Below are 25,522 nucleotides of genomic sequence, written 5' to 3' on the forward strand. Positions count from 1 at the left end.
CCTAACCATGCATATTGAATGAAAGAATCTGTCCGTGAATAAGTATATAAGATCTACAAAAGCCCCCAAATTAATACTTTCCGTTTTCTTACGGGCAGTTAGTGCTGGAGGCTCTATTTTATTAGCATTAGTTGCTGGAGCAGCACTTGGACTTGAGCAATTTGGTATTTTAACTTCTATATTATCTATTTCTACGCTTGTTTCACTAATCTTGCGATTTGGTGGTGATAAACTTTCTATCAGACACTATTTAGAAGACAAGTATGACGAATCTAAAAAACTAGTCATTAATCAATTTATCATTTCAATTGTTGCTCTTTGTATCTCAATACCAATTTTTCTTTTCTGGCCCTCAGATAGCCTTCCTTCTCAGTATGTCTATATGATGCCGATTGCCGTGTTACTTGTGCTTGGTAGCAACCTCACTTCGGTTGGTGTCGGCACAGGGAAAACACACTATGCAAGTATCACACAAATAGGATTTGTACAATTTGTACTTGCCTCGAGCATATGGTTGTTAGCATCCTACATTGATACATCTTTGACTAGTCTACTCAAATTAACCCTTTCTATACTCATTTCTCTTATCGTCATTTCAATTTTCCTGCAAAAAGAAACGATTTATAAACTATTTAATTCTGAAATTAAAAAAAAGTCTCGCACTGGAATTAATAAAGAAAGGTTAAATATATTCATTGCCGGACTTGGAGGGACATTTCAGACAGTTTCTCTCTATGCTTTATTGAGCTTTATTATTAACCCTGAGCAACTGGGTGAATTTCGTTATCTTGAAAGGGTTGCAGCAATAATATCGCTTGTAACAATATTCCAAAACATCATTATGCCAAAGTTTGTATTTCCAGATGGTATAGCGATATTAAACAAAACTTCCGTAAAAAGAATTAAAATTGCTCAAATATTTTCTTTTGGTTTTATAGCGCTAATTATGAGTATTGGAGCACTGATTTTTTTAGTTTTTCCAAATAATGACCTACTTAAAGATTTATCAAACATGCATTGGATGCTATTAGCACTTTCACATGCAGCAATATCATCAGTTGGAGCCATAAATGTTGCTTTTTTGTTTGCAAGAGAAGAAAGGTTTTTGATGAAAATGCAGGTGATTTTTTTGACACTTAGTTTAGTATTATACCCTTTCCAGTTTTATTGGTTGGGTATGGATGGCATTTATATAACATTTTTTATCATGGCTTTAGCAAAAGGGTTCGTCATGCATCTACGTTATCTGCAAATAATTAGAAAGATCGAAGCAGCATAATGGAATATAAACCGTTGAAGTTCGAGATGGAGTTAATTTCACAAAATGACACCAAGTTTAAACTGACCTCGTTTTTATTAGAAGAGCATTAAATAAATACTTCGAATTACAAGCCTCACGATAAACATTAGAATCCTATATACTCACAATTTTACATAAAATAATTAGCGGACACATTTAATGAAAGATAACTCCTACATTGCTGGAAATAAAATACCTGCACAAGCCAAGCACAAGGAAAAAACTGAATATAATGATTTTAAAATCAAATACTACATGGATAGATGTAAGGATAAAAAAGTATTAGATATTGGATGTGTTCAGCATAATCAAGACAATTGGAAAAGTAAATTTTGGCTACATAAAGCAATAAAAGAAGTTGCAAGTGAGATTCAAGGAATTGATATATTTCAAGAAGGAATAAATAATTTAAAAGAAAGAGGGTATACAGTTACTTGTGCGGACGCTCAAGACTTTGATTTAGAAGAAAAATTTGACGTGATCGTCGCAGGTGATATCATCGAACACTTAGATAACGTTGGTGGATTTGTATCAAGCTGTAAACGCCATATGCATAAAGACTCCCACTTGCTTATATCTACACCAAATATTTTTTCAGCAAGAAAACTATTTAAATTCTTAACCAGTAAAAACGGTGAAATTAATGTAAACCCTGAACATGTTCATTGGTACTGCCCAACCACTATTAGGCAATTAATGCAGAGACATGACTTGAAGTTATCATCAATAACCTATGGTTCACGAACTTTTGACAGATATATTCCCCTCCCAAAAAAGATTCGACATTCTACTTGCTTTTATGACATAGAGTTTTTCGAATAGTAATGTAATCTTCTTTCGTGCGAGTGTGTAAGCAATTTACACACTATCAATTAAAAATGGAAAACAGCTTTGCCAATTAAAAAAAGATCAGCTTATTTTTTACCAATTGTATATATGCTTGTTTTCTTCATCTATGAGATTGTAGGCTTTATAAACTCATATGTAATAAACCTTAAGGGAGCAACTAAAGACGCTGAAGTCTTCCATCAGTCTGCAACAGAATGGGCATTGAATGGAACTATTGAATTTGCTGTAAATGCACAGTTTTACACACAGACACTTGGGATTCTTTATAGAGCTTTTGGAGCAGATGAATACCTCGCGGTTCAACTCAATATTTTTGCGATATTAGGAACCATGTATTTCATGAATAAAGTCATGATTATATTGGAGGTTGAGGGTAGATATCGGATTTTTGTCATTCTAGTCATTGCTCTGTGGCCGTCATATATCACTAGGGCTAGCACTTCAATGAGAGAACCCCTGATGATATTTATGTATTCGGGCTTTATTTATACTTATTTGCGTCTAAGAATACGTTCAACACCTAGCTTATGGTTAAAATTATTATTTTTCTCGTTTTTCATGTTTAGTTTACATAAGGCTTTTGCTGTATTAATTTTTGTTGCAGGTCTTATAATCATTTACGACCGCTTAAAAAGTACAAAAATAAATTCTGCAAAGGGAATGATAGTGCTCTTTTTTATTTCAGGAGGATTGATTTCTGGCGCTCTTTTATTAACCTACCTTTCCAGTCTAAATGTAGCGGGACTACGTGAGTTAAATTCCTTAGTAAATAATGATCAAGAACAAATAAATACAATTCTCGAGTATAAAGCTGGAATCGATGAACGAGCATCATATGGAACAAGAGTTGAGTTCAATAGCCCACTTGCTTTTTTAAAATCGTACCCAGTTGCCATTATCAACTATTTATTTCAACCTTTTCCAACACGTATTTCAAACATGTATGACTTATACGCTTTTTTAGAAGCTATTTGGCGTGCCTATGCACTTTTTATTGTATGGAAATTCAGAAAAAATATTGATGGAGCAACACTATTCCTTGTTGGGATGTATTTTGCTACAACAATGCTTTGGGCTGCCGGCACGACCAACTATGGAACATCATCCAGACATCATCTAACGCACAATTGGCTTCTTGTTATTATTTTCGCTAAACTTTTTTTGAATAAAACGTCCCCACCCAATAAAAATATTAGATACTAAAATACTTAATACTTATTTATACATCTAGATAAATAAGTTTATTGCTAACAGTTGAAAACTGTTTGCCTTATCTTCATTAACTAATTTTCAAGGTTAAACTTAATTTTTATTTAATTAGTGCCTATGGGAAAAATCAATATTTTCATTGGAACTTTTGAAATGGTTTATAAGAAGTGCAAAGCTCAAAAAATTTCGTTACCATATCCGAGGCACTAACATAGCAATACATAGCTAATTTTTCACATTGTAAATAAGCATATAAACTTGAACTAAGTAACATTTAATTAGGTAACATAAAAAGAAGTGAATAACAAAAATATAGTTAGTGGTTTAGTCATTGGAATGCGTAAATCTGGAACCACTTGGGTATATGAGAATCTTAAGAAATCATCACTTGTAGTAGTATCCGATAAGGTGAAAGAGTCTGGATTTTTCTCGAAAAACAACAAATTAAAGGTCGAAGGCTATCACGACTTATTTCCTGATGATGATAGTAAAATAATGCTGGAAGTAGACACCAGTATTATCTACGACCTGTCTGCTGCTAAAAAAATATTTGATTACAACCCAGATATGAAAATATTAGCAATTAAAAGAGAACCAAAAGAATATGTTGTGTCTCGTTATATTCATGCTAAGCGAAGAGGTCTTTTGACAGAAGATACAATTTACGAAGCTCTTTCAAATCAGGAGTGGTTTCGAGAAGAATTAAAATTTAATAAAAACATCAATAGGTTTTACTCAATTTTTCCTAAAGAAAATATTTGTGTTCTAGACTTTGAAGAGCTCAATAGCTCTCCCAATACATTCTTTCAAAATGGTTTTAGGCATCTAACCTCTAAAAATTCTGACTGTGACCCAGATTTGGAAATAATTAACCCAGCTAAAGTTTCATCATTCCCAGTAATTACTCATTTTATCTCTGGTGCCGCTCGCTTTTTTCGTAGATTAGGGATGTATTCTTTCGTAAACTTTTTTAAAAATTTAGGGTTACATAAAAACCTTGAAAACTCAGTAAAGCCAATGGAACTGAACGATGAAGAAATTGATCTAATTCAAAAAATCGTAAATGAAGATGAGGCTAAATACCAAATATGAGTAACTTTATAATATCATTTGATTACGAGTTGTTATGGGGGTTATACGGCCGGAAAAATTACGGTTATATCCAAAGCAATGTAACTAACTCTAATTTAGTAGCAGACAAAATACTTGATATCCATGACGAATTTTCTTTTCCTGCAACTTGGGCTATTGTAGGGTTAGCTGCAGATAAAAAAAACAGATCAGAAAACTTATCTTTCTTTTTTGATAATATTTTTAAAAATTCTGAAATAGAAAATAAGGGGATTTTTAAGAAACTAAGCTCTAATACAAAGCTATCATATTACGGTGACATCATCGATAAAATTATAGCAACTGAAGATCAAGAGCTAGCTTCCCACACCTATTTTCATATATTTTTAGATGACTATAAGACTGATAGTATCCCAGTTAAAACTGATTTTGAAAAGTTTTCAGAACTCTCCCAGTCTTTAGATAAAAATGTAGTCTCCATGATTATGCCTAAAAACGTTTATGAAGCACGCTATGCAAAAAGCATAAGTGATAGCGGGATAAAGTGTGTGCGCATTAACCCCAATAATTTTTTATATAGTGGATTTGCATACAAGAAGCCTAACAAAGTAATTAGATTACTAAGAGCACTTGATTATTACTTACCAGTAAATGAAATCATAGATTTATTGCCACAGTCCCGCTCCACCTCAGGATCGGAATCTGATTTACTACATTTTACGGAAGCTACATTATTTTTAAGAGGATCAACAAAAAACGAAATCATCAACTGGATTGCTTATTTCCGCTTTATATTTGCCGTACGCTATCGCATTTTTAGAAAAGAAGACATCCATATATGGACACACCCTCACAATTTCGGCAAAGATATCAAACAATCTTTACGCTGGTATAAAAAAATGATCATGTACGCTAAAAAATTAGAGAAGAAAGGACTGATTAATACCAAAAGCATGAAAGACCTGATAGCTAGTTAATAGTTGTCATACAGAAAAGCTAATCATGAAATATAATCGACCACCCAATTGCCTAATTTCTCGAAGGACATTTATTTTTTGCTCTGCGTCTGTTTTGTTTTCAACTCCTGCTTTATCATCTATTCGTACCAAAGTTTTCACACCAGAGATGTGCGGAGCTATTGGAAATGGCATTACACCTGATGGCAACGCCTTTCATAAATTGATAAATTTAGTCAATAAACAACCTGGTTCTGAAAAAATTATTATTGAATGCCGTGGGAAATACATCCTGACAGGTGGACCTCTACTCTCTTATCCATTTAAGCCTCCCAGACTAAAAGGAATCGTTAAAGGAATCCCACCCCTCACACGAGATAACATTTTTATAGATGCCCGTGGAGCAGATTTTATTATCCCGAAAGAATTTCACTGGGAAAGAACAAAACGTGGAGGTAATAATAAAGACCATTTTGCAGTAGGCTGGCATTTTAAAGGAGATAATTGCCAAATGCTGGGGGGAAGAATGATTGGCAACCTTGATAAAAGAAATACTATTCGAGGCCCGAGACCTTCCAACTTTGGTGGTCAGGAGTTTGGGCTAGTTATGCAAGGTAGGAACTGGAAATTAATTGATGTCTATGCAGAAAATTGGGGGACCGATTGCTTAAATGCAGGAGCATCAGGTGAAGCTATTAACTGTACATTTAAAGGTGCGAGAAGAAATTGTGTATCAATAGTCCCTCGTTTACGATTTACTAAGAACAGTTTTGTGTTACTCGATAGATGTAGCATCAGTAATGCAGGTAATTGGCCAGAACATATTCGCAATAACCCTGGGGCAGGTATTGATATTGAAGGAATAAAAAATGATCTTCATGCTACCGTTGAGATTAAAAATACAGTATTTATTAAAAATAAAATGAAAGATTTACAAATTTCTAGAGGTGCTAGGGACTGTATTATACAAGGGTGTACCTTCTCCCACGATGTCAAGCTACAACCTGAACAAAAAGGAGGACACACGTTTATTAATAATAAATTTTTAGGTGAAGCTAGAATTAAAACGATATATGGGATGCATGATAACCCACCAATCATATTTAGAAGCAACGAGTTTAACTGTAAAAATTTCCCGCCATTTAAACATAGAGTCATCAAGGGCATAAACAGAAAGTTTCAAGGGCAACGCTTGATTTTTACTGATAATAAAGCATTGAATTGGAATGGGAAATTTTCTTCTTTACCGTTTTTTACAAAGGGCAATGTATTTGCCAACAATGAAACCCGCACTAATAAAAAGTTGAAATAATATTCTTATGCTTCCAGATGCTAAATTTAACTTTACTTTTTTCATTTGTCATAGGTTGTTTAAGAATAATAATTACCTTTGTATAATGTTATTAATTATTTTTTTAAGTTGTGATTTATTATGACGAAGTACAACCCCATTATAATTATCGGCGCTCCTAGATCTGGCACAAATATGCTGCGAGATATTCTTTGTTCTATTGAGAATATCAGTACTTGGCCATGCGATGAAATTAATTATATCTGGAGACACGGCAATATAAGATCTAAAACGGATGAATTTCCTAAGTCGTTCGCAACACAGCCCATTAAAACTTATATACGCAAGCAATTTAACAAACTCGCTGATAAAGAAAATTCAAGTTACATAGTTGAAAAAACCTGTGCCAATTCATTGCGTGTTGGGTTCTTGGATCAAATTATTCCCGATGCTCACTATATCTACATCACAAGAAATGGGTTAGATGTAATAGCTTCAGCAAATCTAAGATGGACCGCAAAACTGGACATCCCTTACCTGCTAAAAAAAGTGCGATATGTCCCTATTTTTGATTTACCTTATTATGGAGCCAGATACGTCTGGAGCAGGATATATCGTGCATTTTCTCAAGAAAAGAGGCTTGCCTTTTGGGGCCCTCAATTAAAAGAAATGAAGCGCCTTTTAGAAAAGCACACCTTAGATGAAATATGCGCAATTCAATGGAAACAATGCGTAGAGAAGTCGGAAGATGACTTTAAAAGCATACCAAAAGAAAGAATAACCAGAGTCAGTTATGAAGATTTTGTTTATAAACCTGAAACCGAACTTAAAAAAATACTAGAAGAAATTGGTATCGAGTTTGACAAAGCAGATCTAAAAGAGCTCGTCTCCAGAGTATCAAAGAAAAGCGTTGGAAAGTGGAAACAATCATTAAACAATGAGACATTAGATCGTATAAACCCTCTAATTGAAGATACCATGATAAAATTAGGTTATAGAAAAGAAAACCTATAACATCAACATATAGAATATAGGGAGCCTCAAACAATTAAATTAGAGTTATGCAATGCCGTTAGATAAGTTTAAAAATAATATTAGAGAGTACTTGCAGGACTATGATGGTAAGTTATTCTTTTATTGGAAAGCGCGAGTAGGTCTCTACACTATATTAAAAGCAATGGGCATAAAAGAGGGGGATGAAGTTATCCTCCCTGCTTTCACTTGTGTAGTGGTGCCCAATGCAATCCTATATTTGGGTGCGACACCTATCTATGTTGATGTATCTTCCGATACCTATAATTTTGATATTCCGCATATAGAAAAAGTAATAACAAATCGTACCAAGGTGATTATTTGCCAAAATACTTATGGACTTTCTTCTGATCTGGAAGAATTGACTAATCTAGCTAAGAAACATGATTTATTTACTGTTGAAGATTGCACCCATGGTTTCGGAGGAACTTATAATGGCATCCCGAATGGCTTGTCCTGTGATGCTGCTATATATTCCACCCAATGGAATAAACCCTTTTCTACGGGTATTGGTGGTTTATTAGTCACTAATAATAAAGAGCTTGCTGATAAAGTGACTGACTTATGTTCGAAACTCATGCCACCAACCTGGAAAGAACTTTTAAACCTAAAGCTACTCTTCTTTGTAAAAAGGTATTTAATTAATAATTACACCTACTGGCCTCTAGTTAATTTTTACCGCTGGCTTAGCCACAATACAAATATTGTTGGCTCATCAACCTCTGAAGAAATAACTTCTTTAGAAATACCTGAGGATTACTTTAAAGCATTCAGTGACGTGCAGGCTAAGGAAGGTTTAAGAAACATTTCTAAGCTTGGGGATGATATAAAAAAACGTAAAGAAAATGCCCTACTCTATACTAAGTTTTTGAAGGAGAAAAAGAAAAACCATGTTCCTGAAGATTTATTTTCAAACCATTCATTTTTAAAATATCCTCTTTTAGTAAAGAATAGAGAAGAATTTATGAAACTTGCAACTACCGCCCGAATCGCATTAGGTGAATGGTTTGTTTCACCCTTACATCCGGTAGAAGGCGATTTATCTCTATGGAAGTTTAATAGCAATGATTTCCCAATGGCAAAATATTTATCTAAGCATGTCGTTAACTTACCAACAACACCATCCAATATTGACCGAGTGTTCCACTTTCTCGAAAAGCATTCTGATTTTATTATCGACTCTCCATGAGATTGGCTTATTTGTATTCAATAAATATTTATACGTCAATATGATTTGCTTCTTTAAATCTTGAAATGAACTATTCTCTTTAGTAATTTACTAATCAAGACGACTTATTCACTTTATTTAAGGTATCTTATACAAAAAGGCTTCTCGTTATTGAAGATAATGTAGTCTTGCTAATAAATAACTTTGCGCGAGATACATTAATAGATATTACGGTATTTACCTATAACATTTTTTCTTTTGCAAAAAAACATATGTCTCTTATGAAATCAAACCTAAAAAAACATATCTTAAACAGATCCCGGTCTGAAAAGCGCCTTTTTCTCATAGCTTTAGATATTTTTCTTATTCCTCTGATTTTATTTATTAGCTTTTATAGCACTGAAAAACAGACTTTTCTTCAAAATAGTTATAACTGGCTAGTCTTTCCCTTATCCATATTGGTCGCTATTCCTATTTACATGAAGATGGGACTTTACCGAGCAATTTTAAAGTATTTCCGTAGTCATGCTATTGGTTCGATTTTGATAGCTACTTTAATAGCTGCGGTAGTTTGGGTGGGTGCACTCGTACTCCTAAACTTTCAACATATACCTTCTTCTGTTGTACTTCTCTATTGGCTTGGCACCTTCATGGTTATTACAGTAACCAGATTAAGCGCACAACAATGGCTTTATGGTGAAATTTCAAAAAATGCGTCAGCAAAAAAAGTATTAATTTATGGCGCTGGTTCTGCTGGCTCTCAATTAGCGATGGTTCTTAAGCCTGACCCATCATATTCGCTTATTGGGTTCATTGATGATGATAAAAGCTTAGAGGGCTGGAATGTATTGGGATTGAAGGTTTTCTCTCCATTACAGTTACCCGCGTCTATTGAAAAATATTGTGTGGATGAAGTTATATTAGCTTTGCCATCTGCGAATAGAAGCAATCGTCAATTAATTCTAGAACAATTAGAAAAGTTACCAGTTCACGTCCGTAGCATCCCTGCTTTTGCAGATTTAGTCAGTGGCAAATTACAAACCGCGGATATCAATGATATCGATATTGATGATTTATTAGGAAGAAACATTGTTGAGCCTGATAGCTCTTTATTACCCATCAATATCACCAATAAAGTGATTATGGTTACCGGCGCAGGTGGATCTATAGGTTCAGAACTTTGCCGACAGATAATTAGCTTAGCGCCAAAAAAATTAATTTTATTAGAGCAAAGTGAGTTTGCTTTATACAAAATAGAACAGGAGCTGGATGCGCTTATTAAAAAAAGTGAAAACCATATTGAATTAAATCGTGTACTTGGTTCCGTCACTAATGAAGTATTGTTAAAGCGTTTATTTCAAAACAAAACTATTCAAACTATTTATCATGCCGCTGCTTACAAGCATGTACCTCTCGTTGAAGAAAACCCTGTTGCTGGATTAGCTAATAATGTTTTTGGCACACAATTGCTAGCCGAAACTGCGATGAACGCTAATGCCGAATCATTCATTCTTATTTCCACCGACAAAGCTGTTCGACCAACAAATGTTATGGGTTGCTCTAAACGTATTGCTGAGCTAATACTTCAAGCGCTTGCCGAAAAGCCAGAAAGCAAAACAGTCTTTACCATGGTCCGATTTGGCAATGTATTAGGCTCATCTGGGTCAGTTGTTCCTAAGTTCAGACAACAGATAAAAGAAGGTGGACCAATAACGGTCACACATAAAGATATCACTCGCTTCTTTATGTCTATTCCAGAAGCGGTACAGCTCGTCATTCAAGCGGGCGCCATGGCAAAAGGTGGAGATGTTTTTGTATTAGATATGGGTGAATCTGTCAAAATAGCCGACCTTGCAGAAAAAATGATTAAACTATCTGGCTTATCCGTTAAAAACGATAAAAACCCGGATGGTGACATAGCCATTCAATTTAATGGTTTACGACCTGGCGAAAAGCTTTATGAAGAGCTATTGATTGGTGAAAATGTGAGTGGTACGAAACATCAGCGTATTATGCGTGCAAATGAAGAGTTTATGACCTGGAGTACTCTTGAGCAAAAATTAGATAAACTAGAAAAAATAATGCAGGTTGATAATATCTTAGAAATTAAATCACAATTAACTAATATTGTTGATGGATATAAACCATGGCTCGAAAAACCGATCATGAGTGATAATAAAAATGTTATACCTATCACTAAAAGTTACTAATTTAACACCCCCCTACTTATAAGCACTTTTTTATTTTTAATACGCAAAAACTTTATACGATAGTTTAATCTAAATACATCGATTAAATGAAATGAGGTTTTTAACGTGATCTTTGTAATTACTGATTATTACCTATAAAATCCCCCATGTTTTGCATCTCCTTCTTTTAATATTCTAGTAAACCTATTTATGAAAAAACTTTGCCGAGCACTTTTAACATTTACTGCTGTCATCTCTCTTGTTGGTTGTTCATTTAGCCCTGGCGTTCCAGGCTTAAGCTCGAAATCTAGCCGATACGAGAAAGCCCAAAAAGAAGGAGTTGATTATAAACTGGTTGTTATCGACAGAAAAATGATTCAAAGCCAAAAACCTTTTAATTATGCAAACTATATAACTAATAAGAAAAAACGCTACCAGAGCTATGCTTCTGATACTGAAAAAAGTTCAAGCCCAATAAGAAAGCCTCATCGTAATAACCATACCAGTCCTACCAAAACAACAGGTGCTGTTAGCTTTGCGGGGGTTTCTGCTGATGACGTGAAATCAAATTATCAATACTTTATCGGTGATCGCGATATTTTGAGTATTACTGTATGGGATCATCCTGAACTCACTATTCCCGCTGGCGATGCTCCTGCCACTCACGACGTAGGTAATGATGGTAAGTTTTACTTTCCTTATGCTGGCAAAATTCAAGCTACAGGCAGAACGGTAGAGGATGTCAGAAAAGATCTTGAGAAAAAATTACAAACGTTTATCGCTAAACCACAAGTAAGTGTAAGAGTAGCTAGCTTTCGCAGCCAAAAAGCCTATATTTCTGGCGCAGTACAGCAGCCAAACACCCTTGCAATTTCTGATACACCACTAACGGTTAGAGACCTTATATCTAGAAGTGGCGGTGTTATTTCTAGAAAATATACCGGTCAAGCTTCTTTGCAGCGTGGTAATAATACGATATCGATCGATTTAAATCGTATGCTAAAGTTTAATGACAATAGACAGAATTTTATTCTACGAAATGGCGATAGACTACATGTGGTTGAAATTGATGAATTGGACGAGTGGAAAAAAGAGCTAGATCAAGCAATAAACAAGGAACTAATCCTTAATCCTATTCGATTGCAATTCGAACTAGAAAAAGAAAAGGCCATAGCAAGACAAAAGAAAGAACTTGAAAGAGAGCTGAAGTCTGAACAGGCAAAAGTTTTTGTCATGGGAGAAATAAACAAACCAGGGACTGTCAAATATCAAATTGAAGACGGCATGACATTAGCCGAAGCCATTAACGATGCAGGCAGCCTAAATGAAGATACGGTAAACCCCAAGGGCATTTTTGTTATACGCCAAGAGTCATCGAATGATTCCATACCAACGGTTTATCAGCTTCCTATCGCCTCTGTTCATTCCATGTTATTAGCCGAACAGTTTGATATTAGACCGAGAGACATTGTCTATGTTACTGCTACACCTTCAATCAGATGGAATAGAGTCCTAGGTTTACTATTACCTTCTCTCACTATTTTGAATACCTTTGAAAACCTTACGAACTAAAATAAATTATGTTTAATAATGTAATGATGGTGTGCATAGGTAATATATGCCGCAGCCCCATGGCAGAAGCTATTTTGCAACATAACAGACCTGAGTTAAAAGTATATTCATCAGGCTTGGGGGCTCTGTCAGGCAAGCCGGCAGACCCCAGCACGATGAAAATTCTGTCGGAAATAAATATCGATTTTGATCATGTAGCACAACAAATTAACAGCGTTCTGGTAAAAAACGCTGACATTATTCTGACCATGGAAGACAAACATATTCAAAGCATCATCTCTCAGTTTCCTGAGTCGCGCGGCAAAGTTCACTTGATTGGGAAGTGGCAGAATAATGAACAAATTCCTGATCCTTACAAAAAAGATTTTGAAGCATTTCAGGAATCTTATCGTTTAATAAATAAAGGCCTAAAAACCTGGCAAGAAAAACTGTGGGATTAGATTTAAAAGTATTTATTAATTCCAATTTAAAGATGACTGAGAACATACACATTAAATGAGCACTACAAATCAACAATATTCAGATAATGACGAAATTGATCTAAGAGAATTATTAACTACTTTATTAGATGGTAAGTGGTTAATTCTTTCTTTAATAATTGCATCATTATTGTTAGCTTTAATTTATGCTTTTGGTGCAACACCTATCTACAGAGCAGACACACTTCTACAAATAGAAGCAGAAAAAGCCGGAATTCCTGGTCTTGAAGAAATTACGGGGCTTGGCAGTGACAACGCTTCAGCCAGTACCGAATTACAAATCTTAAAATCTAGAAAGATTATAGGAAAAGCCGTTCATGATTTAAAGCTGGACATTATTGCCACCCCAAAAAAAATCCCGCTATTTAGCAATTTGAGCAAGCGCTTCCTGAAAGAAAGTGATATCAATTTTGTACCATTTAATATTTCATGGCTGAGCAGTTATTCCTGGGCTTATGAAAGCATAAAAATCAATCGCCTTGAAGTTGGAAAAAACTATATTAATGAGCCATTGACATTAATCAGCCATGAGTTCGGGGAATATAGTCTGTACCATGATGACAAGCTTCTTTTAACAGGAAAAGTTGGCAAACTAGAATCTAGTTCTGATGGCTTATTAGAAATAAATATACAGGAACTGAATGCTAGCGATGGTAAAGAGTTTTCAATTAATAAACTAAGTAATTACCAAGCCATCGTAGAATTACAGAAAAAAATTGGAGCATCTGAACAAGGTAAAAACACAGGAATTATCAACCTTGCACTAGAAGGTGAAAATCAAGAGCAAATTTTAGATATTTTGGACAATGTTTCTAATTCTTATTTATTACAAAACAAATCACGCAGCTCTGAAGAAGCCAGCAATGCGCTTAATTTTCTTAATGAGCAAATTAAACCCGTCAAAGAACGATCAGAAATAGCTGAAGCAGCCTTAAAAGAATATAGAACGAATAATCGTACTGCCGATATGTCAATGGAAACTCAGACTATATTAAAAGTAGTCGCTGATATAGATACTCAACTCCAACAATTATCCTTAAGAAGAGATCAGTTAAACTTAAAATACACGGCTAATCACCCGACCTTGACATCACTCGCATCGCAAGAAACCAAGTTAAATAAAAGACGAAATGAAACGCTTTCTAAGATAACTGAACTTCCTGAAACACAACAGCAACTTCTAAAATTAGAGGGCGATTACACAGTTGCCAATACGATCTATGTTGATTTATTGAATAAAATTCAAGAGTTCAAAATAGCTAAAGCCAGTAATGTTGGTAATGTTTATATTCTTGATACAGCTGCTGTAAACGAAGAACCAGTAAAACCTAAGAAAGCATTAATCTTAGCACTGGGTTCATTACTGGGTCTCATGCTAGGGATACTAATCATATTCCTCAAAAAAGCACTATACTATAAAGTCAACAATCCTGAAATACTTGAAGAACAAATTGGCTTACCAGTCTACGCAACCATACCTTTATCTAAAGGTGTTAAATTAACTGGCGGCCTTAAAAAGAAGAAACAAAAACAAAAAACTTTGCTAGCGATTGAAGATAATAACGACCCTGCTATTGAAAGCTTAAGAAGTCTGAGAACAAGCCTTCACTTCGCATTATTAGAAGCCAAAAATAATATTGTGATGATCACAGGCCCTTCTCCCGGAATTGGAAAGTCTTTTATCTCGTCTAACTTAGCCGCCGTCATATCAGGAAGCGATCAACGTGTTTTGCTTATTGATGCGGATATGAGAAAAGGATATTTACACAATCTAGTCAATGTTCCTATAACACCAGGCTTATCCGATTTAATCAGCGAGAAAAGCACAATTGAAGACTCCATACATACTTATAAATGCAACGGAAATAGCTTCGACGTATTAACTCGAGGTCAAACGCCTCCCAACCCATCAGAGTTATTGATGCATCAAAACTTTGAGAAGTTACTTACTGAGTTATCTGGTAACTATGACTTAATTTTAATTGATACCCCACCAATCCATGCGGTAACTGACCCGACTATAGTGGGTCGTTTATCGGGTGTGGTGTTCATGGTAGTTCGTCAAGATATGCATGCGATGAAAGAGATTGAACATGCCGTGAAGCGATTAAGTAATACAGGTATTGAAACCAAAGGATTTATCTTTAATGGCTATGATGCCAAGAAGAATAGAAATGCTTATGGCTACCAATCTTATTATGGAGAGTATCAATCAGATTAGATTGATCTTGCTGAAACTAGATCCTTTGTATTATTTACTCAATGTTAAGTGATTGATAGAGTAAAAACAAAAGGATCTAGTTTTATTTAGCGACAATGCTTGCTTGTTATCACTTAGAGCAAAAAACCAAACAATAGCACTTATAAACGATTTAGTTCCTAGAAGGACTTGGTAAAACCAAGTGATATACCAACATCATTTTCTCTTTTACTTGAGTAATCTCTCTCGGAAATTAACTGAACCCCCAGGTTTATTTTTGTATCTATATTAAGCGGCTTTTCCAAACTTAATCCTACTGCTGACCACTCTTTTCCGTTTGGAGCTATAGGGTTTTTACCTACCCCATCTTCATTAAGCTTTGCATGCTTAACCCAGCCACGCCAAAAATTACCATTATTCTGATTAAGAATTAACCCTGCACTGACCATTTGGCTATCTGAATCAATTCCATGCCCCATTGATACATCTAGATAGCGATAACCATCGGTATAGCTACCGTGATTATAAACAATATTATTTCTGTCTCTACCTTTATAACTGCCAGCGCTAGTATCAGTTGCTTCGAGGTAAGCTCTCCATGAACCTTGCAGTTTTTTAGAATAACCTGCTACCGAGCCACCTAACATAAAGACTTCATCGCCAAGCAATATTGAACCATCAACACGATCCTCTCCGATATATTGCCCATACAATGAATAATGGTTACTAGTGCCACCCACAGGAAGCTTCCATCTAAAATCCAATCCTGCTATTTGATTTCCTCTTACCGTTCCAAGTGCCCCATCTTGCTCTTCAACTCTTACACTAAAGAACGTTTTAGTAAAATCAGAAAAACTCTCATCTTGACCTTCTCCGCCCCACTGAATAGTTCTATGCAAACCTATTTCAAGCGACTTAAAAGGCCTAAAGGTAAAACGCGTACCGATGAGTTTCGCATCTGGGATTCCTCTATCAGATTCGAGCTGCCCCACGAAAGCGTGAAGTTTGCTAGTACCCAGCCACCTTAATAGGAAAAAATCATCCTCATCAGGTTTTGATAATACATTCTCGACAGAAATACTGGGTATCGGTCGAGCATTATTTGAAAGAATCAGAGACCCATCCCAACCTGGCCCCCAATATCTAGATTGTTTTCCTACTGTGATTTTCCAATTACCTAAATCACTTGCTATATATGACTCATCCAATCTAAATGCGCTATCGTCTGGATGATCTGTTTCATCTGCTACTGTTGCTTTTAAACGCAAATCAATGAAAGGGTTACCCCACTCACCATCGTAAGATACTGAGTATTTTTCTCTGCCTTCTCCAGAAAAGTCTCTTATCAACAGTTCTTGAGAACGAGCATCGGCAGTTATTTTAAAACTGGAGTTATAGTCTTCTTCTTTTAAACGTTGTTTAACATTTGCATAAGCCTGCCTTAATGCAGGTAACATCGGAGAATCTTTAACAGGCTCTTTTAGGTTTTCATGTATATCTTTTGCAGCTAACGGCCATGTTGTTAACGGCGAATCTAATAAACGTGCATCAGATAGTAGCTGTAACTCATGCCTTAATTTCATATCTCCCGCGTCTAACCATGGCTTTGCCAGAACTTGGCTTGATACAAAGAGCATTGGTAACGTTGCAAACAACGAGCATATTTTTATATTTGTTTTCTTAGACATGTAGAACCCAGTTTGGAGAGTGATATTTGAAGTGGTTTTATCTGCTTAGATACAGAGTTAAAACTTTGATGATTTTAACATTAGATCGATAGATTGCTGCATATCATCAATTCTATCTGAAATATCAGAATCAACTTTAGGCTCTCTATTTGATTTAATTAAATCATGGGCGATATTAATTGCTGCCATCACCGCAACTCTATCAGCACTCAAGGCTTTTCCACCTTCTCTGACTTTGTGCATATTTTCATTGACGTTTCTAGCTGACACTAATAAAGATTCATGCTCACCTTCAGGACAAGAAATTTTGTATTCTTTTTCCATGATCCTTACTGTTACAGGTATTGTTTCTCTGCTCATCTTTGATTCCCCTAATTCCTTGGCATCTTTTAGGATGCTTTGTCCATTGCTTTCAATCTTTCCATCATTGCTTCTACCTGACCACGCACTTTGTCGTTCTTAGCCTGTAGCTCTGATCTTTCCAGCATTAATTGCTGATTACTAAATTTAAAGGCATCGTTCTCTTCAGAGAGTTTTTTACAATATGCCAGCAACTCTTTTACTGAGCTTTCTAATTTATCTATTTTCATGGTGATAGAAAGCTGCTCATCATTGGATGTCTTATTCATAATTACATTAAATCCCGAATGAAAGTTGGCTTCAAAAATGCCTAAGAAATGGAAGAGTTTCAGTATACGTAATTTAAACTTCAAAAACAAAAATTCAACTCTCGTCAAATGATAAGAGTTATTTTATCGACGAAGTGTTCAATTTTTATTATCACTGGCCAGTTTTAACAATTTTATTAAGTAATATTACCTAGAAACTTTGATTAACTTATAAGCGTTATAAGAACATAGTAATATACTGTTTTTAAAGAAATAAAAATAAACCTGACAAAGCTTGAAAAATGGTCTTTACTCTGTGTAAGATGCGCTCGTGCGAATACTTAATACTAGGTATTGGAATTTCTGTTTTAGAATTCCCAAACTAGATTTGCGCGGCATTTTAACCCCCTACACAATTAAAGAGGTATACCATGAAGAAGAGCGTTTTATTCGGTCTTGTAACTGCTGCTATTTTTAGCTCAAACGTACAAGCTGACACACTAGATGATGTTAAAAAAGCAGGAATGCTTAAGTGTGGCGTTAGTACTGGCCTTGCTGGCTTTTCACAAAAAGATGAAAAAGGTAACTGGAGCGGACTAGACGTAGACGTTTGTCGCAGCGTTGCTGCTGCTGTACTAGGTGATGCTTCAAAAGTTAGTTACAAGCCACTTACTGCTAAAGAGCGTTTCACAGCATTACAATCTGGTGAAATCGACATTTTGTCTCGTAACACAACCTGGACTGCTACTCGTGATACATCACTCGGTCTAAACTTTGCTGGCGTGGTTTATTATGATGGTGCTGGCTTCATGGTTAACAAGAAGTTAGGCGTTGATAGCGCACTTAAGCTTGATGGTGCTGCGGCATGTATCCAGGCTGGTACTTCTACAGAATTAGCGATTGCTGATTATTTCCGTGAAAACAACATGAAGTACAAAGTTGTAACATTTGAAACGTCTGATCAAACTCGTTCTGGTTTTGAATCTGGTCGTTGTGACTTCTTAGTATCTGACCAATCACAGCTTTACTCTTTACGTATCGGTCTTAAAGATCCTGATGGAGCTGTTGTATTACCTGAAGTTATCTCTAAAGAGCCACTAGGACCTGTTGTACGCCAAGGCGATGACAAATGGTTCAACATCGTAAAGTGGTCACTTAATGCAATGATCGAAGGTGAATTCCAGGGCGTTACATCTGCAAATGCAGACGAAATGGCTAAATCTGGCAAGCCTGGTCAAAAGCGTCTTTTAGGTGCTGAAGGCGATCTAGGTGAGAAACTAGGCCTCAGCGCAGACTGGGCTCATCAAATCATCAAGCAAGTAGGTAACTACTCTGAGTCTTTCGAGCGTAATGTTGGTATGGACTCAGCACTTAAAATTTCACGCGGCTTAAACGCTCAGTGGAACAAAGGCGGAATCCTTTACTCTCCAGCAATGCGTTAATAGCATAGCTATATTAAGGGGCCTTTGGCCCCTTAATTTTAACCCTTATTCTTTCCTTTAAGCTTGTTCGCTTAAATCTATTCAGAAGCGTGCAATTGAGTTACTCAACGATAGTTTTAATATATGCAAACTAACAAATCCAAAAACTCATCCGCCACTCCCAAAGCAGCATTTTATAACCGCGCCGAAGTACGATCCGTCGTATTCCAAGCGATCGTGTTTCTGGGACTCGCGTATTTTTTCTACACCATTTACAACAATACCTTAACGAATATGGAGGCTAGAGGCATCCGTACTGGTTTTGGTTTTATGAGCCAGCCTGCCGGCTTTGATATCTTATTATCACTGATCCCTTTTGAAGCCACAGACTCTTATGGCAGAACCTTTTTTGTCGGCTTATTAAATACACTATTAGTCTCAGCTATCAGTATTGTATTTGCCACTCTCTTAGGTTTTTTAGTGGGTGTTTCTCGTTTATCTTCAAACTGGTTAGTATCGAAAGTCGCTACAGTGTTTGTTGAAACGTTTCGTAACATTCCTCTACTACTACAAATTTTCTTCTGGTATTTTGCGGTACTCGCAACGTTGCCAGGTGTTCGAGATAGTATCTCCCTTGCAGATTCAATATTTGTCAATGTCCGTGGATTGTCAGTACCAAAGATAGTTTGGTCCGATGGTGCAAGCATTGTCTTTTATGCATTGATCGCTGCCATTGCAGGTGCTTTCTTTTTAAGCCGCTGGGCAAGAAAACGCCAGGAAAGCACTGGTCAACCTTTCCCAACTCTTTGGGCTAATTTAGGATTAATCATCGGCTTACCATTTATTGCTTTCCTACTCATGGGCTTACCAGCTTCTATCGAAGTGCCTAAATTAGAAGGCTTTGGATTTAAAGGCGGAATGACGCTGATTCCTGAACTGGTCGCATTGACCGTTGCGTTATCAGTATATACCGCGGCATTTATTGCAGAAGCGGTTAGAGCCGGCGTTCAATCAGTATCACATGGACAGGTTGAAGCCGCTGCCGCTTTAGGCTTACCTAGTGCAAAGGTATTGCGCTTTGTTACGATTCCTCAAGCACTACGCGTTATCGTACCTCCACTGAACAGTCAGTATCAAAACCTAATCAAGAACTCGTCCTTGGCAATGGCTATTGGCTATCCGGACTTAGTCGCTGTATTTATGGGCTCCACGCTTAATCAGGTAGGACAGGCCGTAGAAATTGTCTTTATGACGATGATGGTCTATCTCATTATTAACTTAACGTTATCCATGTTTATGAACTGGTATAACGCTCGTATTAAACTCGTTGAGCGCTAGGAGGCTATTGCTATGGATAATACTTTTACACCAATAGAAGCAAGAAAACCGCCTTCAAGTGCAATTGGTCCAATTGCATGGATGAAGGAAAGTTTATTTTCATCACCAGTAAATACTTTATTAACCGTATTTTTTGGATATTTGATCATTCGATTTGTACCTCCCGTTATTGATTGGGCTTTTATTAGCGCTAACTGGGTCGGAACAACACAGGATGAATGTACAAAATCGGGCGCATGCTGGATTTTTATCAAACAGTGGTTTAGCCAGTTACTTTATGGTTCTTATCCTGAAAATCTTCATTGGCGCGTAAACCTGGCTCTAATCGGATTAGTTGCAGTTGTTGTATTGCAGTTCTTCCTACCTCAGCACCTACGTCGTCGTGTTGGCTGGGTTAGCCTATTAGTTTACCCACTAGTATCACTATGGTTAATGTACGGTGGTTTTGGTCTAGAAACAGTAAGCACTGATAAGTGGGGCGGTTTCTCACTTAACATCCTACTCGCATTTGCTGGCATTTTGATGTCTTTACCGATAGGTATTATTTGGGCACTAGGTCGCCAATCTAAAATGCCTTTTGTTAGAGTTGTCTGTATCTCATCGATCGAGCTGTTTCGCGGTGTTCCACTAATTACGATACTCTTTATGGGTTCTGTAATGTTGCCACTATTCTTCCCTGCGGGTGTCCAGCTGGATAAGTTAATGCGAGCATTTATCGCTATTACCTTATTCCAATCGGCATATATGGCTGAGGTAATTCGTGGTGGTTTACAAGCAATCCCTAAAGGACAAGTAGAAGCGGCTAATTCACTTGGTTTAGGTTACTGGAAAACTATGCGTCTGATTGTGTTACCACAAGCGCTTAAGATTTCGATACCTAATATCGTGAATACCTTTATCGCTCTATTCAAAGACACCACCCTTGTATTGATCATAGGTCTGTTTGAAGTACTGAGTACTATTCAGGCAGCACTACAAAATTCAAATTGGCTCGGCGGTCATCACATAGAAGGTTATGTGTTTGTTGCGTTTGTGTTCTGGGTTTTCTGTTACACCATGTCACGCATTAGTGTACACATAGAAAATAAACTCAACACCGGCCACTCAAGAAGCTAATTAGAAATTCGGAGATATTTAATGTCTATTACAGAAAAAACGTCTGACAATAATTCGTCAACAACTGAAACAAGAACAAGTAATGCAGATTCAATTATTCAAATAGAGAATCTGAACAAATGGTACGGCGCGTTCCATGTACTTAAAGATATCAACCTGGACGTCGCTAAAGGTGAGCGTATCGTTGTCTGTGGTCCATCAGGATCTGGTAAGTCAACATTGATTCGCTGTATTAATCGCCTTGAAGAATTCCAGGAAGGTAGCCTGACAGTAGATGGTGTCGCACTGAATGAAGATATCAAGAATATCGAAGCAGTTCGTCGTGAAGTAGGTATGGTGTTTCAACACTTTAACCTATTCCCGCACCTTACAATTTTAGAAAACCTTACTTTAGCGCCACTATGGGTACGCAAAATACCGAAGAAAGAAGCTGAAGCTACGGCGATGGAATACTTAGAGCGTGTAAAGATTCCTGATCAAGCTTTGAAATTCCCTGGTCAGTTATCGGGTGGTCAGCAGCAACGTGTTGCGATTGCACGTTCATTATGCATGAACCCTAAAATCATGTTATTTGATGAGCCTACCTCGGCACTTGATCCAGAGATGATCTCTGAAGTATTAGATGTAATGGTAGAACTTGCTGAAGAAGGCATGACTATGCTTTGTGTAACGCATGAAATGGGTTTTGCGAAGAAAGTTGCGGATCGCGTTATCTTCATGGATGCCGGACAAATTGTTGAGCAGAACAATCCACACGAGTTCTTCGACAATCCACAAAACGAAAGAACACAAGCCTTCCTAAGCCAGATTATTGGCCATTAAGGTTTTATTTAAGACTTAATAAAAAAACCACCTTCAAGGTGGTTTTTTTATGCAAGACAAAAAAGTATTATTCAAATTTTTTTACTTTGCCACCCCCCTACTTTGGGGCAGTTTTTTTTACTTCAATTTTAATAAGCAACTCAAATAATTGAAGTTATATAAGATCTCGATTCTTTAGTTATTTCCATCCAGATAAAAAATACACTACTTACTATCTTGAGGCTTTCTATTCACCAGATAGATTCCTGAAATAATTAAAGCAGCACCAGTCAACAAAACCATTGACAGCTTCTCATCAAGAACAAAGAAAGCAATAAAGACGGCGCTCACAGGCATAAAATAAATGAACACAGCTGCCCTTGCTGCGCCTAGCACCTTCACACCTTCCTGGAACCATACAAACCCTACTACGGTTGCTAATATTGCGAGATAAAGCAAGTGCATGGAAATGGTAACGTTAAGCGTAGTAAGCGCAGAGAATATTGCTGCAGGCTTAGTCACCAAGGCAAGCACCAATAAAAATACCGTACCAAAACAACTTGCATAAGTTATCGCGACCAATGAAGATAATTCATTACTAATAAAACGGCCGATCAATGTATAAATTGCCCAGCTAAATGCGCAGCCAATAAATGCCATTTCCCCAAGACCAATGCCTTTTTCAAACAGAATTCCCAAATCACCTTTAGAAATAATTAAGAAGGCACCAAACACGCACAACACGAGTCCAAACAACCTTACTGTGGTAAGCCTTTCTTTAAACAAAACAATCGATGCAACGGCAGTTAATACAGGATTTGAAGCAGTTATTAAGCTCCCTCTGCTGGCTTCAGCATGTAATAAACCATAAAAGAATAATAAGTTATAAGCGGCAATACCTGTTGCCCCCATTCCGAGTAATGCGAAAAACTGTTTTTGAGAAATTTTAGGTAGTTTGCCTTCTTTTATAAAGACCAGTAACAACAATGCAGAAGAAGCCAGCATAAAACGAAATAATGCCGAAATCATGGGATCCATTTCAGCACCCAGCATTTTCGCTGACGTGAAAGTTCCTCCCCATATCATCATGGCGAAGAGTAATTTAAGGTAGATCATGATTTAAAGTCTCGAATAATCAATTAGGGGATAATTGAATACAAATTGCATATTTATCCAATAGACCATGAATTATAAGGTCACCCCCCTACTTTGGGGGACTTTTTTCAGAAGTGTTTTATTTAAGAAGGACTCTTAAGATTTTACAACTAAGCGGTTTTAAGATGCTCAGAGTATTTACCCTGATTGAATTCGCCAATCTGTTTAACAATACCAGCACCATCGAGACCTATTTCTTCCAGCTGTTCTTCACGAGTGGCATGTTCTATATATTTATCGGGAATACCGCAATTCAAGACAGGCATCGAAATATCCTGCTCAAGCAAGAATTCATTAACCGCACTACCTGCCCCGCCCTTAATAGCATTGTCTTCAAGGGTTACAAATAATTCATGAGATTCGGATAAGCTTCTTATTAAATCTTCATCGATAGGCTTCACGAAACGCATATTAACCAGCGTGGCACCGAACGCTTTGGCTGCAATTGTTGCCTCTTCTAACAAAGAACCAAACATTAAGATTGCAATACTATTGCCTTTGCGTAGCACTTCTCCCTTTCCTACAGCCAGCTCTTTCATTTCTTCCTGAGGTTCTACACCCGTGCCTTTACCACGTGGGTAACGAACTGCTGTAGGGCCATTTTGCTGGTAGGCTGTGTAGAGCATTTGTCGGCATTCATCTTCGTTAGATGGAGCCATTACGATCATATTTGGGATACAGCGCAGGTAAGAAAAATCATAATTGCCCGAATGCGTTGGACCATCTGAACCAACTAAACCAGCTCGGTCGATTGCAAATACAACAGGCAAATTCTGTAGCGCGACATCGTGTATTAACTGATCATAAGCGCGCTGTAAAAATGTTGAATATATAGCAACAATTGGCTTTAAACCATCGCATGCCATTCCGGCTGCAAGTGTTACTGCATGCTGTTCGGCAATCGCGACATCGTAGTAACGATCAGGGAATTCTTTAGAAAACTCAACCAACCCGGAGCCTTCACGCATTGCCGGAGTGATACCGACAAGCTTTTCATCTTTCGCAGCCATATCGCACAACCAGCGACCAAACACTTGTGTGTATGTCGGCGTACTGGGTTTATTTGATTTTTGCACTCCGGCTTTAAGATCAAAAACAGAGACCGCGTGATATCCAATCGGATCTTTTTCAGCGGGCTCGTAACCTTTGCCTTTTTGAGTGACAACATGTAAAAACTTAGGCTCGTTGATGTCTTTGATGTTCTCAAGAATCTTAACCAATTCAATCACATCATGACCATCGACTGGGCCGTAATATACGAAGCCCATTTCTTCGAATAGCGTTGCAGAGGGCATAATCATGCCTTTGGTATGCTCTTCGGCGCGTCTGGCAAAACGCTTCATGACTGGCGTATTCGCAAGTATTTTCTTGCTATTTTCACGCATCGTTGAATAAAAATTACCCGACAATAAACGCGCTAGATACTTACTTAAACCACCCACATTGGGTGAAATAGACATATCATTATCGTTTAAAACAACCAGCATCTCAGTATCAATGTCGCCAGCATGATTCAAAGCCTCATAGGCTAAACCCGCTGTTAATGCGCCATCACCGATAACGGCGATTGAATGTCGATCAATACCTTGTTGTTTTGCTGCAAGCGCCATACCTAACGCAGCACTGATAGATGTACTGGAATGGCCTACGCCAAAGTCATCATATTTACTTTCTTCACGACGCGGAAAACCACACAAACCATCTTTCTTTTTAATGGTACGAAGCTGATCTCTTCGGCCTGTTAAAAGCTTATGTACATAGGCTTGATGACCGACATCCCAAATCAATCGATCATTTGGCGTGTCGTAGACGTAATGTAGCGCAACGGTTAATTCAAGCGCACCTAAACCAGATGCTAAATGGCCTCCGGAGTCTGATACTGATTGCAATAAATACTTACGCACCTCATCACACAGCGCTGGCAATTCTTCAATTGTCAGGCTCTTTAAGTCTGCGGGTGTATTTATATTGTCAAATAACATGTATCTTAAATTATAGCCTTGATGGTTATTCTAGATAACAACTCTAGATAGTAAGCCTAGGTAGCGGGTCTATGTATTGTAACTATGATAATGAAAA

Annotated in this window: 21 protein-coding genes; 16 read left to right on the forward strand and 5 right to left on the reverse strand. The window is 37.0% G+C overall.

The window, feature by feature from the left end; all coding sequences use genetic code 11:
• The first annotated feature begins 34 nt into the window (after window positions 1-34).
• The 12 genes from EV695_RS02435 (at window position 35) to EV695_RS02490 (ending at window position 15,337) form a co-directional block, all read left to right on the forward strand.
• Entirely contained in the window at window positions 35-1,279 is a 1,245-nt protein-coding gene (locus EV695_RS02435) for an MATE family efflux transporter (protein WP_131904318.1), read from the forward strand.
• A 180-nt stretch (window positions 1,280-1,459) separates the two neighbouring features.
• A complete protein-coding gene (locus tag EV695_RS02440) occupies window positions 1,460-2,122 on the forward strand; it encodes a class I SAM-dependent methyltransferase (RefSeq protein WP_131904319.1) in 663 nt (220 codons plus the stop codon).
• Window positions 2,123-2,191: 69 nt separating this feature from the next.
• The gene (locus EV695_RS02445; RefSeq protein WP_131904320.1) at window positions 2,192-3,352 is read left to right on the forward strand and encodes a hypothetical protein; all 1,161 of its coding nucleotides are present in this window, start codon (window positions 2,192-2,194) and stop codon (window positions 3,350-3,352) included.
• A 303-nt stretch (window positions 3,353-3,655) separates the two neighbouring features.
• Window positions 3,656-4,450 carry a sulfotransferase domain-containing protein gene (locus tag EV695_RS02450; protein ID WP_131904321.1) on the forward strand — a complete coding sequence of 265 codons (795 nt, stop codon included), beginning with the start codon at window positions 3,656-3,658 and terminating at the stop codon, window positions 4,448-4,450.
• The gene (locus tag EV695_RS02455) at window positions 4,447-5,406 is read left to right on the forward strand and encodes a polysaccharide deacetylase family protein (RefSeq protein WP_131904322.1); all 960 of its coding nucleotides are present in this window, start codon (window positions 4,447-4,449) and stop codon (window positions 5,404-5,406) included. The genes EV695_RS02450 and EV695_RS02455 overlap by 4 nt, the downstream gene beginning before the upstream one ends.
• A gap of 25 nt (window positions 5,407-5,431) precedes the next feature.
• Window positions 5,432-6,697 (forward strand): hypothetical protein, encoded by a 1,266-nt coding sequence (locus EV695_RS02460; RefSeq protein ID WP_131904323.1) that lies wholly within the window; start codon window positions 5,432-5,434, stop codon window positions 6,695-6,697.
• A gap of 120 nt (window positions 6,698-6,817) precedes the next feature.
• Window positions 6,818-7,690, forward strand: a complete 873-nt coding sequence (locus tag EV695_RS02465) for a sulfotransferase family protein (protein WP_131904324.1) — start codon at window positions 6,818-6,820, stop codon at window positions 7,688-7,690.
• A gap of 52 nt (window positions 7,691-7,742) precedes the next feature.
• Window positions 7,743-8,897, forward strand: a complete 1,155-nt coding sequence (locus EV695_RS02470; protein ID WP_131904325.1) for a DegT/DnrJ/EryC1/StrS family aminotransferase — start codon at window positions 7,743-7,745, stop codon at window positions 8,895-8,897.
• Between the two features lie 458 nt (window positions 8,898-9,355).
• Window positions 9,356-11,086 carry a polysaccharide biosynthesis protein gene (locus EV695_RS02475; protein WP_207906927.1) on the forward strand — a complete coding sequence of 577 codons (1,731 nt, stop codon included), beginning with the start codon at window positions 9,356-9,358 and terminating at the stop codon, window positions 11,084-11,086.
• Window positions 11,087-11,275: 189 nt separating this feature from the next.
• On the forward strand, window positions 11,276-12,637 hold the full coding sequence (locus tag EV695_RS02480; protein ID WP_131904327.1) for a polysaccharide biosynthesis/export family protein: 1,362 nt from the start codon (window positions 11,276-11,278) through the stop codon (window positions 12,635-12,637).
• Window positions 12,638-12,663: 26 nt separating this feature from the next.
• A complete protein-coding gene (locus tag EV695_RS02485) occupies window positions 12,664-13,077 on the forward strand; it encodes a low molecular weight protein-tyrosine-phosphatase (RefSeq protein WP_279388029.1) in 414 nt (137 codons plus the stop codon).
• 55 nt (window positions 13,078-13,132) lie between these two features.
• The gene (locus EV695_RS02490) at window positions 13,133-15,337 is read left to right on the forward strand and encodes a polysaccharide biosynthesis tyrosine autokinase (RefSeq protein WP_131904329.1); all 2,205 of its coding nucleotides are present in this window, start codon (window positions 13,133-13,135) and stop codon (window positions 15,335-15,337) included.
• Window positions 15,338-15,495: 158 nt separating this feature from the next.
• On the opposite strand, the gene EV695_RS02495 is transcribed toward EV695_RS02490, so the two are convergent.
• The 3 genes from EV695_RS02495 to zapB are packed head-to-tail and all read right to left on the reverse strand — an operon-like array spanning window position 15,496 to window position 17,633.
• Complete coding sequence (locus tag EV695_RS02495; protein WP_131904330.1) at window positions 15,496-17,004, reverse strand: capsule assembly Wzi family protein; 1,509 nt, start codon at window positions 17,002-17,004, stop codon at window positions 15,496-15,498.
• A 57-nt stretch (window positions 17,005-17,061) separates the two neighbouring features.
• Window positions 17,062-17,364, reverse strand: coding sequence for a cell division protein ZapA (locus EV695_RS02500; RefSeq protein ID WP_131904331.1), 303 nt, complete (start codon window positions 17,362-17,364; stop codon window positions 17,062-17,064).
• A 29-nt stretch (window positions 17,365-17,393) separates the two neighbouring features.
• Entirely contained in the window at window positions 17,394-17,633 is a 240-nt protein-coding gene (zapB, locus tag EV695_RS02505) for a cell division protein ZapB (RefSeq protein WP_131904332.1), read from the reverse strand.
• 410 nt (window positions 17,634-18,043) lie between these two features.
• On the opposite strand from zapB, the gene EV695_RS02510 reads away from it, so the two are divergent.
• The 4 genes from EV695_RS02510 to EV695_RS02525 all read left to right on the forward strand — a co-directional run bounded on the left by EV695_RS02510 (window position 18,044) and on the right by EV695_RS02525 (window position 22,309).
• Window positions 18,044-19,054: an amino acid ABC transporter substrate-binding protein gene (locus EV695_RS02510; protein ID WP_131904333.1), complete on the forward strand. Its 1,011-nt coding sequence runs from the start codon at window positions 18,044-18,046 to the stop codon at window positions 19,052-19,054.
• 123 nt (window positions 19,055-19,177) lie between these two features.
• On the forward strand, window positions 19,178-20,371 hold the full coding sequence (locus EV695_RS02515) for an amino acid ABC transporter permease (protein WP_131904334.1): 1,194 nt from the start codon (window positions 19,178-19,180) through the stop codon (window positions 20,369-20,371).
• A 12-nt stretch (window positions 20,372-20,383) separates the two neighbouring features.
• On the forward strand, window positions 20,384-21,487 hold the full coding sequence (locus EV695_RS02520) for an amino acid ABC transporter permease (RefSeq protein ID WP_131904335.1): 1,104 nt from the start codon (window positions 20,384-20,386) through the stop codon (window positions 21,485-21,487).
• 21 nt (window positions 21,488-21,508) lie between these two features.
• The gene (locus tag EV695_RS02525) at window positions 21,509-22,309 is read left to right on the forward strand and encodes an amino acid ABC transporter ATP-binding protein (protein WP_131904336.1); all 801 of its coding nucleotides are present in this window, start codon (window positions 21,509-21,511) and stop codon (window positions 22,307-22,309) included.
• A 204-nt stretch (window positions 22,310-22,513) separates the two neighbouring features.
• Here the strand turns inward: EV695_RS02525 and EV695_RS02530 are convergent, their stop codons facing one another.
• On the reverse strand, window positions 22,514-23,404 hold the full coding sequence (locus EV695_RS02530) for a DMT family transporter (RefSeq protein ID WP_131904337.1): 891 nt from the start codon (window positions 23,402-23,404) through the stop codon (window positions 22,514-22,516).
• Between the two features lie 149 nt (window positions 23,405-23,553).
• Entirely contained in the window at window positions 23,554-25,425 is a 1,872-nt protein-coding gene (dxs, locus tag EV695_RS02535) for a 1-deoxy-D-xylulose-5-phosphate synthase (RefSeq protein WP_131904338.1), read from the reverse strand.
• Window positions 25,426-25,522 lie beyond the last annotated feature (97 nt).

The sequence above is a fragment of the Cocleimonas flava genome (assembly GCF_004339015.1).
GTDB classification, from domain to species: domain Bacteria; phylum Pseudomonadota; class Gammaproteobacteria; order Thiotrichales; family Thiotrichaceae; genus Cocleimonas; species Cocleimonas flava.

Coding starts and splice junctions, on each gene's coding strand:
- EV695_RS02440 (WP_131904319.1), top strand. CDS start 1,460: ATGAAAGATAACTCCTACATTGCTGGAAATAAAATACCTGCACAAGCC.
- EV695_RS02455 (WP_131904322.1), top strand. CDS start 4,447: ATGAGTAACTTTATAATATCATTTGATTACGAGTTGTTATGGGGGTTA.
- EV695_RS02460 (WP_131904323.1), top strand. CDS start 5,432: ATGAAATATAATCGACCACCCAATTGCCTAATTTCTCGAAGGACATTT.
- EV695_RS02465 (WP_131904324.1), top strand. CDS start 6,818: ATGACGAAGTACAACCCCATTATAATTATCGGCGCTCCTAGATCTGGC.
- EV695_RS02470 (WP_131904325.1), top strand. CDS start 7,743: ATGCCGTTAGATAAGTTTAAAAATAATATTAGAGAGTACTTGCAGGAC.
- EV695_RS02475 (WP_207906927.1), top strand. CDS start 9,356: ATGAAGATGGGACTTTACCGAGCAATTTTAAAGTATTTCCGTAGTCAT.
- EV695_RS02480 (WP_131904327.1), top strand. CDS start 11,276: ATGAAAAAACTTTGCCGAGCACTTTTAACATTTACTGCTGTCATCTCT.
- EV695_RS02485 (WP_279388029.1), top strand. CDS start 12,664: ATGGTGTGCATAGGTAATATATGCCGCAGCCCCATGGCAGAAGCTATT.
- EV695_RS02490 (WP_131904329.1), top strand. CDS start 13,133: ATGAGCACTACAAATCAACAATATTCAGATAATGACGAAATTGATCTA.
- EV695_RS02495 (WP_131904330.1), bottom strand. CDS start 17,004: ATGTCTAAGAAAACAAATATAAAAATATGCTCGTTGTTTGCAACGTTA.
- EV695_RS02500 (WP_131904331.1), bottom strand. CDS start 17,364: ATGAGCAGAGAAACAATACCTGTAACAGTAAGGATCATGGAAAAAGAA.
- zapB (WP_131904332.1), bottom strand. CDS start 17,633: ATGAATAAGACATCCAATGATGAGCAGCTTTCTATCACCATGAAAATA.
- EV695_RS02510 (WP_131904333.1), top strand. CDS start 18,044: ATGAAGAAGAGCGTTTTATTCGGTCTTGTAACTGCTGCTATTTTTAGC.
- EV695_RS02515 (WP_131904334.1), top strand. CDS start 19,178: ATGCAAACTAACAAATCCAAAAACTCATCCGCCACTCCCAAAGCAGCA.
- EV695_RS02520 (WP_131904335.1), top strand. CDS start 20,384: ATGGATAATACTTTTACACCAATAGAAGCAAGAAAACCGCCTTCAAGT.
- EV695_RS02525 (WP_131904336.1), top strand. CDS start 21,509: ATGTCTATTACAGAAAAAACGTCTGACAATAATTCGTCAACAACTGAA.
- EV695_RS02530 (WP_131904337.1), bottom strand. CDS start 23,404: ATGATCTACCTTAAATTACTCTTCGCCATGATGATATGGGGAGGAACT.
- dxs (WP_131904338.1), bottom strand. CDS start 25,425: ATGTTATTTGACAATATAAATACACCCGCAGACTTAAAGAGCCTGACA.